Source organism: Ruegeria sp. B32, assembly GCF_025141855.1.
GTDB lineage: Bacteria > Pseudomonadota > Alphaproteobacteria > Rhodobacterales > Rhodobacteraceae > Ruegeria > Ruegeria arenilitoris.
Window position 1 is genome coordinate 331,128 of record NZ_CP081107.1, and the last position, 14,935, is coordinate 346,062.

General features: G+C 63.9%; 11 protein-coding genes. 9 read left to right on the top strand and 2 right to left on the bottom strand.

Annotated features, from left to right (window positions below):
• Positions 1-28: 28 nt before the first annotated feature.
• The 9 genes from K3752_RS19000 (at position 29) to K3752_RS19040 (ending at position 12,513) form a co-directional block, all read left to right on the top strand.
• Entirely contained in the window at positions 29-1,765 is a 1,737-nt protein-coding gene (locus K3752_RS19000) for a SulP family inorganic anion transporter (RefSeq protein ID WP_260066553.1), read from the top strand.
• 88 nt (positions 1,766-1,853) lie between these two features.
• On the top strand, positions 1,854-5,414 hold the full coding sequence (locus K3752_RS19005) for an AAA family ATPase (protein ID WP_260066555.1): 3,561 nt from the start codon (positions 1,854-1,856) through the stop codon (positions 5,412-5,414).
• Between the two features lie 30 nt (positions 5,415-5,444).
• Positions 5,445-5,702 carry a DUF4242 domain-containing protein gene (locus K3752_RS19010; protein WP_093963294.1) on the top strand — a complete coding sequence of 86 codons (258 nt, stop codon included), beginning with the start codon at positions 5,445-5,447 and terminating at the stop codon, positions 5,700-5,702.
• Positions 5,703-5,807: 105 nt separating this feature from the next.
• Positions 5,808-7,223, top strand: a complete 1,416-nt coding sequence (locus tag K3752_RS19015) for an FAD-binding oxidoreductase (protein ID WP_260066557.1) — start codon at positions 5,808-5,810, stop codon at positions 7,221-7,223.
• A 105-nt stretch (positions 7,224-7,328) separates the two neighbouring features.
• Positions 7,329-8,144 (top strand): ABC transporter substrate-binding protein, encoded by an 816-nt coding sequence (locus K3752_RS19020; protein ID WP_170541516.1) that lies wholly within the window; start codon positions 7,329-7,331, stop codon positions 8,142-8,144.
• A gap of 1 nt (position 8,145) precedes the next feature.
• Complete coding sequence (locus K3752_RS19025; protein ID WP_170365763.1) at positions 8,146-8,979, top strand: amino acid ABC transporter permease; 834 nt, start codon at positions 8,146-8,148, stop codon at positions 8,977-8,979.
• Positions 8,979-9,710, top strand: a complete 732-nt coding sequence (locus K3752_RS19030; protein ID WP_260066559.1) for an amino acid ABC transporter ATP-binding protein — start codon at positions 8,979-8,981, stop codon at positions 9,708-9,710. The genes K3752_RS19025 and K3752_RS19030 overlap by 1 nt, the downstream gene beginning before the upstream one ends.
• Before the next feature lie 98 nt (positions 9,711-9,808).
• Entirely contained in the window at positions 9,809-11,653 is a 1,845-nt protein-coding gene (locus K3752_RS19035; RefSeq protein WP_260066561.1) for an amidohydrolase, read from the top strand.
• Between the two features lie 41 nt (positions 11,654-11,694).
• Positions 11,695-12,513: a zinc-dependent peptidase gene (locus K3752_RS19040; RefSeq protein WP_260066563.1), complete on the top strand. Its 819-nt coding sequence runs from the start codon at positions 11,695-11,697 to the stop codon at positions 12,511-12,513.
• 7 nt (positions 12,514-12,520) lie between these two features.
• Here K3752_RS19040 and nadC read toward each other — a convergent pair whose 3' ends face one another.
• Both nadC and K3752_RS19050 read right to left on the bottom strand, forming a co-directional pair.
• Positions 12,521-13,369: a carboxylating nicotinate-nucleotide diphosphorylase gene (gene nadC, locus K3752_RS19045; RefSeq protein ID WP_170435789.1), complete on the bottom strand. Its 849-nt coding sequence runs from the start codon at positions 13,367-13,369 to the stop codon at positions 12,521-12,523.
• Entirely contained in the window at positions 13,342-14,934 is a 1,593-nt protein-coding gene (locus tag K3752_RS19050) for an L-aspartate oxidase (protein WP_260066565.1), read from the bottom strand. The genes nadC and K3752_RS19050 overlap by 28 nt, the downstream gene beginning before the upstream one ends.
• Between the last annotated feature and the right edge of the window lies 1 nt (position 14,935).

Here is a 14,935-nt window from a genome sequence, read left to right on the forward strand (position 1 = left end):
GCCCTGTGCCCTCTTGAACGTGGAACCGATGCACAACCTGTTGCGATACTTGCCAATTCTGGATTGGGGCCGCCGGTATGACCGGGCGGCGCTGTCCAATGACCTGATCGCCGCGGTGATCGTGACGATCATGCTGATCCCACAATCGCTGGCCTATGCGCTGCTGGCGGGGCTGCCGCCCGAGGCGGGTATCTATGCCTCGATCGTGCCGATCATCCTCTATGCGATCTTCGGCACCAGCCGGGCGCTGGCGGTGGGTCCGGTGGCGGTGGTGTCGCTGCTGACCGCATCCGCCGTGGGGCAGATGGCTGAACAGGGCACCGCCGGCTATGCGGTGGCGGCGCTGACACTGGCCTTTCTGTCGGGCGGGTTCCTGGTGTTGCTGGGTGTGTTCCGGCTGGGCTTTCTGGCCAACTTCCTGTCTCATCCGGTGATCGCGGGTTTCATCACCGCCTCGGGCATTCTGATCGCCACCAGCCAGTTGAAACACATCCTGGGGGTCAGCGCGCATGGCCATACCCTGCCCGAGATGCTGGGCTCTATCTTGGCGCATCTGGACCAGACCAGCGGGATTACGGTGGTGATCGGCGCACTGGCCACGGCCTTCCTGTTCTGGGTGCGCAAGAACCTCAAACCCGCGCTGCGGCGCATGGGCGTACCGCCGCTTTTGGCCGATGTGCTGACCAAGGCCGGGCCTGTGGTGGCGGTAGTGGCAACCACGATGGCGGTCTGGGCCTTCGGGCTGGACGCGCGCGGCGTCAAGATCGTGGGCGAGGTGCCCCAAAGCCTGCCTCCGCTGACCCTGCCGGGGCTGTCCTCGGACCTGATCGGCGCGCTGCTGGTGCCCGCCATCCTGATCTCGATCATCGGCTTCGTCGAAAGCATCTCGGTCGCGCAGACGCTTGCGGCCAAGAAACGCCAGCGCGTCGACCCCGACCAGGAACTGATCGGTCTGGGCGCGGCCAATCTGGGCGCCGCGTTCACCGGGGGCTTTCCGGTCACCGGCGGGTTCTCGCGCTCGGTGGTGAACTTCGACGCGGGCGCCGAGACCCCGGCGGCCGGTGCCTTCACCGCCGTTGGGCTGGCGGTGGCGGCACTCTTCCTGACCCCGCTTGTCTATTTCTTGCCCAAGGCGACGCTGGCCGCGACGATCATCGTGGCGGTGCTTAGCCTGGTGGATTTTTCAATCCTCAAAAAGACCTGGGGCTATTCACGGGCCGATTTCACCGCCGTCGCCGCTACAATCGTCCTGACCCTGATGGCCGGCGTCGAAGCGGGTGTTGCCAGCGGCGTGGCAATCTCGATCCTTCTGCATCTTTACAAGACTTCACGTCCACATGTGGCCGAACTGGGGCTGGTGCCGGGCACTCAACACTTCCGCAACATCCTGCGCCACAAGGTCCAGACCGACCCCACGCTGGTCACGCTGCGGGTGGATGAAAGCCTGTATTTCGTGAATGCCCGCTTCCTCGAGGATCTGATCCAGTCGCGCGTGACCGAGGGTTGCGAGATCCGCAACGTGGTACTGATGTTCTCGGCGGTGAACGAGGTCGACTTCTCGGCGCTCGAAAGCCTCGAAGCGATCAACCACCGCCTGCGCGACATGGGTGTCGGGCTGCACCTGAGCGAGGTCAAAGGCCCGGTCATGGACCGACTGAAGCAGTCGCATTTCCTCGATGCTTTGAACGGTCAGGTGTTTCTGTCGCAATATGACGCCTGGCAAAGACTGACCGCGCCTGACCGGATCACGTGGGCCGCGGAATGAGTTCTGATCACAGAGCCGCGTAATCATGATTATGTAAAGTTCAATCCTCACGCTTGATTGACGAATTGCAACCACGCATGATCCGTCAATGGGGTTCACGGTCAAAACATGGCTGAACGATCTTGGTCTGGGCCAATACGCAGAGACATTTGCGGAGAATGACGTTGATGCACGCGTATTGCCTCTGCTGACCAATGACGATCTCCGAGAGCTTGGAGTCAGCCTCGGGCACCGCAAGGTCATTCTGGCTGCCGCCCGCATCCTGTCTGATGAACAAACGCCCGAGCAGCCAACATCTGACATCGCAGCAGCCGCAGCCGAAATACGGCCCGACACGGATGGGCAACCGTCGCGAGCTCCGGCCGAGCGGCGCCATCTGACGGTCTTTTTTGCCGACCTCGTCGGCTCGACCGAATTGACCAACCGGATCGACCCCGAAGACATGCGGATCCTGTTGCAGCGATACCAGGATTCCGTTGCAGGTGCTGTCAGCCGGTATGGAGGATATGTCGCAAAATACCTTGGCGACGGGCTGTTGGTCTTTTTCGGGTGGCCCCGCGCCTATGAGGATCACGCCATTCGGGCCGTCAAAGCTGGCCTCGAAGCCGTGCGAAGGGTCCGGCAGATGACGACGCCCGACGGAACTCCACTCGCCGTGCGCATCGGCATCGCCAGCGGCGACGTGGTTGTCGGTGACGCGATCGGTGAAAACTCGTTCGAAGAAGGCGCCATGACCGGACCGGTGTTGAACTTGGCCGCCAGGTTGCAGGAAAAAGCCCCGGCAAACGCCGTCGTCATGCCCCGTGCAGACCTGACAGGGTCGTTGGATGGCGTGTTCGAGGTTTCATCCTTGGGCAGCGTGCCCCTGAAAGGCTTCGATGTCGCCCACGACCTGGTTCAGGTCATGGGTGAGCGCAGCGCCGAAAGCCGGTTCCATGCGGTTCGCGGGGATGGTGCCCACGGGTTCCTGATCGGCCGCAGTTTTGAAAAGGGCATCCTTCTGCAATCCTGGAAACACGCGCAGGACGGCAAAGGCGAAGTGGTCCTGCTGTCAGGTGAAGCGGGAATCGGCAAGTCGCGCCTGATCGAGGAGTTTCTGCAGGACGAAAGCGTGGTCCATCAGGCCGACATCATCAGACTGAACTGCTCTCCCTATCTCACCAGCAGCCCGTTTCACCCGGTTGCCGAACGGATTTCGCAGGATGCGGGCGTCGACCCGGATTTTGACGACGACAGGGTGCAGGAGAGTGTTCACGACATGCTGGCCCAGCGGCAAGGACTGGATCTGGACCTAGTTCTTCCTGCCTTCGCCGCCTTGGTCGCCCCGCGCAGCACCTTGGCCCAGCAGGTCCTGCAACTGTCGCCCCAGGAACAGCGAGACCTGACGATCCAAGCGCTGATCACCACGGTAAAGGCCCGGGCCGTCCAACGTCCGGTCATCCTGTTTGTCGAGGATGCCCATTGGATCGACGCCTCGACCCACGCGTTGCTGGACCGTTTCAAAGCGTTGTGCGTCGACCTTCCCCTTCTGATCGTGATCACGCATCGCCCCGGCTGGGAAATGCAGAAGACCGAAGGGGACAGCCATGTCCAAACCCTGCATCTGGGGCGACTTGATGCCGAGCAGGTCGCCCATCTGGTGCAACGTGTCTCGGGACGCGATCCGGATCCGGAATTGGTCGACCTGATTGTCGAAAAAACCGACGGCGTGCCGCTTTTTGTCGAGGAACTGACACGCGCCATACACGAAACCGGCGGGGTCGGTGTGAATGTGCCCTCGTCCCTGAGCGGAGCGTTGATGGCCCGGTTGGACGCCGTATCGCCCGACGCCAAACAAACGGCTCTTGCGGCGTCGGTTATCGGGCGCGAGTTCGAACCGGCTCTGCTTGCCGCGTCGATGCCGGAAGCCCCGCCAGAGCTCGACACTTGTTTGGCTGAGCTGTGTCGCGCTGGTCTGGTCTTTGAAAGCGGGCACCACAAAGGGCACTATGTATTCCGCCATGCGTTGATCAGGGACACCGCCTATCAGTCCATGCTCAGCAGCACACGCAAGGCCCAACACGCCAATGTCGCCCACGCGCTGATGCAGTTGCGGTCGGCCGAGATTGAACGACGCCCCGAGTTGGCCGCCCGGCACCTGACCGAGGCCGAAGACTGGGCTGCCGCCTATGACCGGTGGCGCGCGGCGACAGAAATGGCCCTGTCACGGTCGGCCAGCCAGGAAGCCCTGGCCAATGCGACGGAAACCCTGAAGGCCGCGCAAAAACTGGGCGACGAAAAAAGTCCTCAGACGATCGTTGGGAACCTTCTGCTTGGGCGCAGCTACGACAGCGCAGGCAGGTTGCCGGAAGGCATCGCCAAACTGAAGGAGGCTTCGGACGCCGCCCGGCACTCAGGCCGGACGGACCTTGCTGCCGACGCGGCACATCACTTCGCCGATTCATGCATGATGGCCGGCCAAAGGCACGGCCAGGCGATCAGCCTGTGCCTCGAGGCATTGGACAGCCTGCCGCCGACAGATGAGGTTCGGCGGTGTCGTCTGATGGCCCAGATCGCCCGCGCCTACATGTTCATCGGCGACTTTGCCGAGGGCACCAAATATGGCCAGCAATGCATGGAACTGGCCGCCCGGCTGGGGGATCACAAATCCCGGTTCGCCGTCATGATGACCCGCTTCGGCGCTCCCTTCGTGGCGCGCCAGGGCGAAGATCGGCTGAACTGGCGCAAGAACCTCGAATCCATGCACGAAGTTGCGGAAAAGCTTGGAAACATCGATCAGGGTCGCGACCGTACCCTGAACCTGTTTGTCGGTGCCGAAATGGCGGATCGCCAGTTGGTCGACACCTCGTTGAAACTGCTGACCGAGATTTCGGACAAGGACAACCACCGACAGCTGTACTGGGTTCAGATCCACGCCCGTGCAATGGTAGCCATACTGGATGGCGATTTTGAACGCGCCGAGACCTATGCAGGCGAAGCCGTCAAAATCGGGCGGCAGACACACGGCGCCCATGTCGAGGGTGTCTACGGCGTTCAGATGTTCACCATCCGGCGCGAGCAGGCCCGGTTGCATGAAGTGGCCCCTGTGATCAAACGGCTCATGTCCGACAGTCCCGGCGAAACCAGCTGGAAACCCGGTTTCGGCCTGATAGCCGCCGAACTCGGGTTTCGCGAGCCCGCCGAGCGTATTCTCAATGAGATCGCGGACACCGGTTTTGACCTGCCGCAGGACGCGATGTACTCGACCACCCTGTCCTATCTGGCGGATATCTGCGTCGCGGTCGAGAACACGCACCATGCCCAAACGCTGATCGACAAGCTGCTGCCCTACCGGGACCTGACGATCACGGCCGGCGCGACAACCGTCTGCACCGGATCCGCGGCCCGGCGGCTGGGAGCTCTGTCCGCCGTGTTGGGTGATTGGGACACCGCCGACGAGCTGTTCGAAACCGCGATCCAAGTGGACACAGCGATGGCCGCGCCGCCGTGGATCGCCCACAGCCAAGCCGCGCGGGCCTGGGCTCTTCGCCGTCGCGGTCGCGCTCAGGATCTGCGCTCGGCCCTGTCGCTTGAGGCCGAAGCGTTGGCAACTGCCCGGGAATTGGGTATGGTTTCCCTTAGGTCAAAACTTGAAGGATCCGCGTCTTAGACTCCGAGCACATGCGCAGGGGGGTGCATAATGCCAAGGTACATCATCGAACGGAACTTCGCCGAACAGCTTGAGCTTGGCGACGATGACAAGGTAAAGATCAAGGAAATCAACGACGAAGAAGGGATCGAGTGGATTTTCTCGTTCCTGAGCGCGGACAAGCGAAAAACCTATTGTCTATACGAGGCGCCGGACGCGGAAAGCCTGCGCAAGGCGGCAAAGCGTCTGAACATTCCGGCTGACGTCATCACGCCAGTTGATCGGATCGATCCCGGCATCTTCGCCTGACACGACCAAATTTGCATTGCGCGCCCTTCGCTCGAATGGGGCGCGCAACCCATTGCCCGAGGCAGCACCGCAGGAAACCTGTCCACCTGATCTGGAGGACTGATCATGTTTGACCTGATAACGCTGAACGGCAGCACCAAAACCGTGGACCAAGAAGCGCTGGACGCTTTGGACGCGTCGCTGCGTGGATCCGTCTTTCTTCCCGGCAGCCGCGAATACGATAGTGCCCGCACCACCTGGAACAGCATCGTCGACCGCAAACCCGGCTTTGTGATCCGGGCGCTCGGGGCCAGCGATGTGCAAAAGGCCGTGAATTTCGTGCGCGAAGCGGGGCTGATCATGTCCGTCCGCTCGGGCGGGCACCAGATCGCCGGACATGCCGTGGCCGATGATGCGGTGATGCTGGACCTGTCGCAGATGAAATCGGTGCATGTCGACCCGAAGGCGCGCACCGCGCGTGTGGCGCCGGGTGCGGTTCTGGGTGACGTGGACCGAGAGACGCAGGCGCACGGGTTGGTGGTTCCGACGGGCATCAACTCGACCACCGGGATCGCCGGGCTGACACTGGGCGGCGGCTTTGGCTGGACAACGCGCAAGTTCGGCATGACCATCGACAACCTGATCTCGGCCGAGGTGGTGCTGGCCGATGGCTCGATCGTGACCGCGTCGGAAAGCAGCCACCCGGACCTGTTCTGGGCCATTCGCGGCGGTGGCGGCAATTTCGGCGTGGTTACCTCGTTCGAGTTCCGCCTGCACCCGCTGGGGCCGCAGGTGCTGTCCGGCCTTGTGATCCACCCGCTTGAACAGGGTCCCGCCCTGCTGCCCGAATACGCCCGGATCGCCGACACCGCCCCTGACGATCTGACGGTCTGGACGGTGATGCGCAAGGCCCCTCCCCTGCCCTTCCTTCCCGAAGACTGGCACGGGCGCGAGGTGCTGATCTTTGCCGCCTGCTATGCAGGTCCCATCGAAAACGGCGAAGCCGCGATGGAGCCGCTGCGCGCCCTCGGGGACCCGATCGTGGACGTGATCTCGCCGCACGCCTTCGTCGACTGGCAAGCCGCTTTTGACCCCCTGCTGACCCCCGGCGCGCGAAACTATTGGAAAAGTCACGATTTTGATGCCCTGCCCACGGATGCAATCGCAGGGCTTCTGGACAGTATCTCGACCCTTCCGGACCCGTCCTGCGAGGTGTTCATTGCCCATGTCGGCGGTGCGATGGCCCGGGTCGAGGCTGCGGCGACAGCCTATCCCCAACGCTCGGCCCATTTCATCATGAACGTGCACACCCGTTGGGAAGATCCGGCCAAGGATGACACTTGCATCGCTTGGGCACGCGCGCTCTATGACCGCATGACGCCGCATGCAACCGGCAGTGCCTATGTCAATTTCATGCCAGCAGACGAGGCCGATCACCTGTCCGGCGCCTACGGGGCCAATGCCACGCAGCTGTCGCGCATCAAGGGGCGGTACGATCCCGGCAACCTGTTCCGAGTGAACCACAACATTCCACCCGCGTGACGGCTTGAACTTCTTGCGGTGTCTGGCATAGACCGCGACCAACTGGACAGGGTCGGCGGGCAACACTACCGTGGGCCCGACATTCCCAACAGGAGACCCAAACTCATGTCCAAGATGCTTTCGATCGCGGCCGCAACCCTTGCGTTCACCGCAACTTCGGCCCTTGCGGATGGGCATTGCGCCGCGGGCAAGACCCTGACCGAGGGCAAGTTCACCGTGGCCACCGGAAACCCGGCCTATTACCCGTGGGTGATGGACGACGCGCCCGAATCCGGCCAGGGCTTCGAAGCCGCCGTCGCCTATGCCGTGGCCGAGGAGATGGGCTTTGCCGCGGACGACGTGGTCTGGGTCCGGTCGTCCTTTGACGAGGCGATCCAGCCCGGTGCCAAGAATTTCGACGTGAACATCCAGCAATACTCGATCACGCCCGAGCGCGATCAGGTCGTCGATTTTTCGGCCCCCTACTACACCGCGCCGATGGCCGTTCTGGTCAGCGCAAACGCCGTTGACACCCCGCCCACGCTCGAGGCGCTGAAGGGCCTGCAATGGGGCGCGGTCGGGTCGACCACCGCCGTGCCGAAACTGGCCAGCGTGATCCAGCCGGATGCCGATCCGCTGCTCTATGGCGACAATGCCGATGTGAACGCGGCCATGACTGCGAACCAGATCGACGCCGCGCTGTTCGACCTGCCTACCGCCCTGTTCCTGAGCGCGGTGATGATCGAAGGGTCCAAGGTGATCGGCCAGTTCCCTGCCGATCAAGGCGACAACCCCGATCAGTTCGGCATGCTGATGGAGGAAGGCAACCCGCTGAAATCCTGCGTGGATGCGGCCATCGCCGCGCTGAATGAAAGCGGCAAGCTGGCCGAGATCGAGGCCAAGTGGCTGCAGGACACAACGGGCGTTCCGCTGATCAAGTGACATGACACGAAACAGAACGGCGGGCCCGACCCGCCGCGAACTTTTTGAGGCGCAGCAGCGGCGGCGGTCGATCCGGATCGCCGCGACCAGCACCGTTCTGGTCGTCGTGGCGCTTATCGTGCTGGTGCCGCTGGCGCCGGGCTGGGCCAAGGTCCAGCAGAGCTTTTTCAACGGCGAGGTCCTGGTCAAGACCTTCCCGAAGCTGCTTGAAGCCTTCAAGATCAACGTGATGATCTTTGCCTGGTCGGCACCGGCGATCGCGGTGCTGGGGCTGCTGATCGCGCTGGCCCGCGACACCAAATCACCCGCGCTGTTCCCGTTGCGCATCTTCGGCGCGGCTTTCACCGACATCTTCCGCGGCGTGCCTGTGATCCTGACCGTCTATCTGATCGGTTTCGGCATTCCGGGGCTGGGCCTGACCCGGCCATGGAACTCGCCCTATATCTGGGGGTCGCTGGCGCTGATCCTGACCTATTCGGCCTATGTGGCCGAGATTTTCCGCTCGGGCATCGACAGCGTACACCACAGTCAGCGCGCCGCCGCCCTGTCGCTGGGCCTGACCGAAGGCCAGGTGATGCGCGACGTGGTGCTGCCGCAGGCCGTCCGCAACGTGGTGCCTTCGCAGATGAATATGCTGATCGCGCTGCAAAAGGACGTGTCGCTTCTCAGCTTCATCGGCCCTGTCGAGATCTTCCGCCAGGCCGGCGTGTTCAAATCGCTGCTGGCCAATTTCACGCCTTACGTGGGCGCGGCGATCATCTTCCTGATCGTGACCATCCCGGCAACGCGCTATGCCGACCACCTGATGGCCCGACAAATGCGAGAGCGGCGCTGATGTCGAAACTGAACCTGCGCAACGTCGTCAAACGCTTTGGCGACCGCACCGTCTGCGACGGCATCGACCTGACCGTGGACGAGGGGCAGATGGTCTGCCTGATCGGCGCCTCGGGGGCAGGCAAATCCACCGTTCTGCGCTGTATCAACCTGCTCGAGCCGATCGAGGATGGCGAGATCCTGTTGGACGGGGTCGACATCTCGGTGCCGGGTCTGGATCCGCAATCTGTGCGCGCGCGCATCGGCATCGTGTTCCAGAGCTTCAACTTGTTCCCGCACATGACGGCGCTGGACAACGTGATGCTGGCGCCGCGCCGCGTGCGCGGCCGCACGCGGGCCGACCTGCTGCCCCAGATCGAAGAGATGTTCGAACGCTTCGGGCTGGCCGACCGGATGCACAATTATCCTGACCAGCTGTCAGGCGGACAGCAGCAGCGCGTTGCCATCGTGCGCGCATTGGCCATGCAGCCCGAGGTAATGCTGTTCGACGAGATCACCTCGGCCCTGGACCCGCAACTGGTGGGCGAGGTTCTGGACGTTCTGCTGATGCTCAAGCAGCAGGGCATGACGATGGTGATGGCCACCCACGAGATGGGCTTTGCCCGGCAGGCCGCCGACAAGGTGTGTTTCCTGCAGAACGGCCGCATCGTCGAGGAAGGCCCGCCCGAGCAGCTGTTCGACCACCCGCAGCAGGACGCCACACGGCAATTCCTCGCGCGCGCGCTCAAGTAAACGCCGGCGCGCCGGTTCGACAACTGAATATTGCACGGGCCAGACGCGGACTTCGTGCTAGACTCCATCGCATTGCCATATGCTGCTGGAGGTTCGGAATGCGTTTTTCATCCCTGTCTGCCGTGAGCGTTGCTGCCGGTCTGACCTTCGGCAACATGGCTTTTGCCCAACAGGTCGCGGACACGATCTATACCGGTGGTCCGATTCTGACGATCGATGACGCCCGGCCCACGGTACAGGCGGTCGCGGTCAGGGATGGGCGGATCATCGCAATAGGTGAACTGGCCGAGATGCGCAGTCATCAGGGCGACGATACGACGATCTTTGACCTGGACGGGCGCGCAATGCTGCCCGGCTTTGTCGACAGCCACGGCCACGTGGTCATGGGTGGTTTGCAAGCCCTGTCGGCGAACCTGCTGGCCCCACCGGATGGCAGGGTCACCGACATTGACAGCCTGCAGGCGGCGTTGTCCGCGTGGGCCGAGGCCAATAGCGACACGGTCGAAGCGATGGGGATGATCATCGGCTTTGGCTATGACAACGCGCAACTGGCCGAGCTGCGCCACCCCACCCGTTCCGAACTGGACGCGGTATCGCGCGACGTTCCGATCATGATCATCCACCAATCCGGACATCTGGGGGTCGGCAATTCCAAAGCGCTCGAACGGGCCGGGATCACCGGAGAAACCGAGAACCCGCCCGGAGGTGTGATCCGAAAGGACGAGGCCGGCGAGCCGAACGGCGTGCTGGAGGAATACGCATTCTTCGGCGCCTTGGTGCCCTTGCTTGGCGCTGTCGGCGAAGACGGGCTGCAGACTTTCGCGCGCGCCGGCAGTCGGATGTGGGCGCGCTTTGGCTACACCACCGCGCAAGAGGGACGCTCCTCGGGCGCGGTGGTTCAAGCCCTGCGCCGGGTGGCCGCGGACGGCGACCTTCCGATCGACGTCGTGGCCTTTCCCGACGTTCTGGAATCGCGCGATTTCATCGCGTCTGACGCCTCGCGCACCTATGCCGACCGGGTGCGAGTCGGCGGGTGCAAGCTGACAATCGACGGCTCGCCGCAAGGATTTACCGCGCTGCGGGATCGGCCCTACTACGATCCGGTCGGGGATTACCCGCCCGGCTATGCCGGATACGCCGCCATCACGCGCGAGCAGTTGCAGGATGCGGTGAACTGGTGTTTCGAGAACGGTCTCCAGATCCTGACCCACTCCAATGGCGAGGGGGCCACGGACATGCTGATCGCTGCCATCGACGAGGCCCGGCTGACCTATGGCGATCCGGGCAACCGGCCGGTTCTGGTGCATGGTCAGTTCCTGCGGGAGGATCAGGTGGCCAGCCTCAAACGATTGGGCGTGTTCCCATCGCTGTTTCCGATGCACACCTTCTACTGGGGCGATTGGCACCGCGACCACACGGTCGGGCCGGTCAATGCCGACAACATCTCGCCCACCGGCTGGGTGACGGAACGTGGAATGATGTTCGGTACGCATCACGACGCGCCCGTGGCGTTTCCCGACAGCATGCGGGTTCTGGCCGCAACGGTCACCCGGCGCACCCGATCAGGCGACATCCTGGGCCCGCATCAACGGGTCGATGTGATGACGGCCCTCAAGGCGATGACGATCTGGCCGGCATGGCAGCATTTCGAGGAAGACCAGAAGGGCTCGATCGAGGTGGGCAAACTGGCCGATTTCGTGATCCTTTCGGACGACCCGACCGCGGTCGACCCCGAAACGCTGGCCCAGCTTCGTGTGGTGACCACCATCAAAGAGAATGCGGTGATCTTCGACGCCGATACGACGGTCAAAGAGGGGCGACTGGACCGACGCCCCCTTGCCCCCGACCCGGTGACGGCACATCTGCTGCTGCATGCGCTGTATCAGGGCATGGATGTCGAACGGCCTTGGCTGGCACACTTCACGCAGCCCTCGACCGAATGAATCGGCTTTCCGAGGTGGGGCAATAGAGATACCGTCGCCACATGGTGCTTTTTCTGATCCTTGTTGCGGCAATCGCCGGTCTGGTGGCCTGGTATTTCTGGTCGAAGTCCAGGGCCAGGGCCGAGCTGCTGCAAACACCGCTGAGCGATGAGGAGCGGCGGACCATCCATGCGATGGTGCCGATCCTCGAGCGTTTGCCGGCCAAGCTGCGCGCCACTTTGGAAGGCAAGATCAACCTGTTCCTGAATCAGGTCGATTTCATCGGTTGCGACGGGCTGGAGGTCACGGACGAGATGCGTCTGTCGATTGCCGCACAAGCCTGCCTTCTGGTCGTCAACTCGGACCAATGGTACGATAATCTGACGACGGTCCTGATCTATCCAAATGCCTTCAAGTCCCGCCAACAGCGGCACAGCGGCTATGTCGTGACCGAGCAAGAGATCATCCGTACCGGCGAAAGCTGGGATCGGGGGCCGGTGATCCTGTCCTGGGCGCACAGCCGGCAGGGCGCGGCAAACGATCATGACGGACACAACGTCGTGTTTCATGAATTCGCGCATCAGTTGGATGATCTGTCCGGCGGCACCAACGGCGTGCCCGTACTGGCCAAGGGTCAAAGCTATGCCGAGTGGGAACGTGTTTTTCTGGCCGCGTATGACGCGCATCTGCACGCGGTCGAGACAGGCCGGCGCACTGTGATCGACCCCTATGGCGCCACGGGACACGAAGAGTTCTTTGCCGTCACGGTCGAGCTGTTCTTCGAACGCCCCGAGGCCCTCAGGGAAACCGCGCCCGAATTCTACGGACAGCTGTCCCGATACTTCCGGCTGGATCCAATCGAATGGCCGAAACCATCGTGATCCGTGATCAGAAATCCAGACCCAGATCGACTGTCCGATAGGAATGGGTCAGCGCCCCGGACGAGATGTAATCGACCCCGGTGGCCGCGATCTCAGCCACCGTGTCCACGGTGACATTGCCCGACGCCTCGGTCACCAGACGTCCGCCTACCATCGCCACGGCCTCGGCCAGTATGTCGGGCGTCATGTTGTCCAGCAGCACCACATCGGCGCCGCCGGTTTCCAGAACCTCGGCCAGCTGGTCCAGCCGGTCCACTTCGATCTCGACCTTCATCATGTGCGACGCACGCGCCTTGACCGCGTCCAGCACCGCGCGCACCCCGCCGGCGGCAGCGATGTGGTTGTCCTTGATCAGGATCGCGTCGGACAGCGAATGGCGGTGATTGAACCCGCCGCCATGCAACACGGCCAGTTTCTCGACGATTCGCAGGCCCGGTGTGGTCTTGCGGGTGCAGGTGACGCGCGCCCTGGTCCCGGCGGTCTGCGCCACCAGCCCGGCGGTCAGGGTCGCCACCCCGGTCAGACGACCGGCAAAGTTCAGCGCCACGCGTTCGCCGGACAGGATCGAGGCCGCGCTGCCGGCGATCTCCATGAGGGTCTGGCCCTTGGTGCAACGGTCCCCGTCCGCCACAAGCGGCGTGATCTTCAACGTCGGGTCCACCAGCCGGAACGCCAGGGCCGCAACCTGCATGCCCGACACAACCGCATCCTCGCGCGCGTTCAGCCGTGCGGCATAGGTCACGTCCGCCGGGATCACGGTGCGGGTAGTGATGTCGCCGCAGGTGCCCAGATCCTCGGTCAGGGCGGCGCGGACCATCGGTTCGAGGATCAGGTCGGGGACAGTGGCATGATGCATTTTGCGGTTTCCTTGAAGATTTTCGACCGCAGCGCCACGGCCTCGTCCAATGTCAGATCAGACCGCCGCCCCGGCCCTTCGGCCGTAACCGGACAATCCGACCGATAGTGCGCGCCGCGGCTTTCGGTGCGCATCAGCGCTGCTGCCGCGATCAGCGTGGCGGTTGCTGTCATGTTTCGGAACAGGTGCGACTGGCCGTGCAGCGACTCCAACACGGCGATCCGGCCCAAGGCGCGGCGCAGCCCGTCCGCGTCGCGCACCACCCCCACGCCATCAGTCATGACCTGGCGCAGTTCGGCTACGGCTTGGGGGTCGGGTTCGGTGCCGCCGGACGGCAGGCCCAGCCGCACCTCGGGCGCGTCGGCCACCGTCAGGGTGCCCGCAATGTCACGGGCGCAGGCGCGGGCAAAGACCAGCGCCTCGAGCAGACCGTTCGAGGCCAGCCGGTTCGCCCCGTGCAACCCGGTCGAGGCCGCCTCGCCACATGCCCAGAGCCCGGTCAGAGAACTGCGGCCGTTCAGGTCGGTGGCCACACCGCCCATGTGGTAATGCGCCGCCGCCGCCACCGGAATCGGTTGGGTTACGGGGTCGACACCGTTGCGCAGGCAGGCCTCGGTCACCGCCGGAAACTGACTGCGGATCGCCACGCCGATCGCAGCGCGGGTATCCAGCGCGGGCCGGTTCCCGGCCTTGGTTTCCAGATAGACGGCGCGCGCCACGACATCGCGCGGGGCCAGCTCGGCATCAGGGTGGATGCTTTGCATGAACCGTTCGCCGTGGCGGTTGATCAACACGGCGCCCTCGCCACGCAAAGCCTCGGTGGCCAGAGGCATCGGGTCCTCGCCCACGTCGATCGCGGTGGGGTGAAACTGAATGAACTCGGCATCGGCGATCCGGGCCCCGGCCCGTGCGGCCATGCCGATCCCCTGCCCGCGTATGCGCGCCGGGTTGGTCGTGCGGGCATAGAGCCCCGCCGACCCGCCCGTGGCCAGTACATGCGCCGCCCCGCGCAGCAGCACCGGTTCGGTCCCCGGCGCGTCGGTCGGCGCCAGATATACGCCCGAGACCTTGGCCCCGTCGCTTTCCAGCCCCACCGCCAGCGCCCCTTCGATCACCTGGACCGAAGCACGCCGCCGCAGCTCGGCGATCAGGGCGCGCATGATCTCGGCACCGGCCTGGTCGCCCTTGACGCGTACCACGCGGGCCACTGAATGGGCGGCCTCCTGCGATTGGATGAACCCGCCTTCGGCGTCCCGGTCGAACCCGGTGCCCAGATCGGACAGGTCCAGAATGTGATCCCGCGCCGCACGGGTGACGAACTCGGCCACCTCCTGCAGGACCGATCCTGCGCCGGCGCGCATCGTGTCGCGGGCATGGGCTTCGGGGCTGTCGGACGGGTCCATCGCGGCCGCCACCCCGCCCTGTGCCCAGGCCGAACTGGCACCCGAACCCAGCGGCTCGGGCGAAATCATCACCACCGGGTGCGGTTCGAGCTTGAGCGCGGTATAGACCGCCGCCAGACCGCCGCCGATGATGACCACCCGAGGGGTCGAGACCGTCTGCATC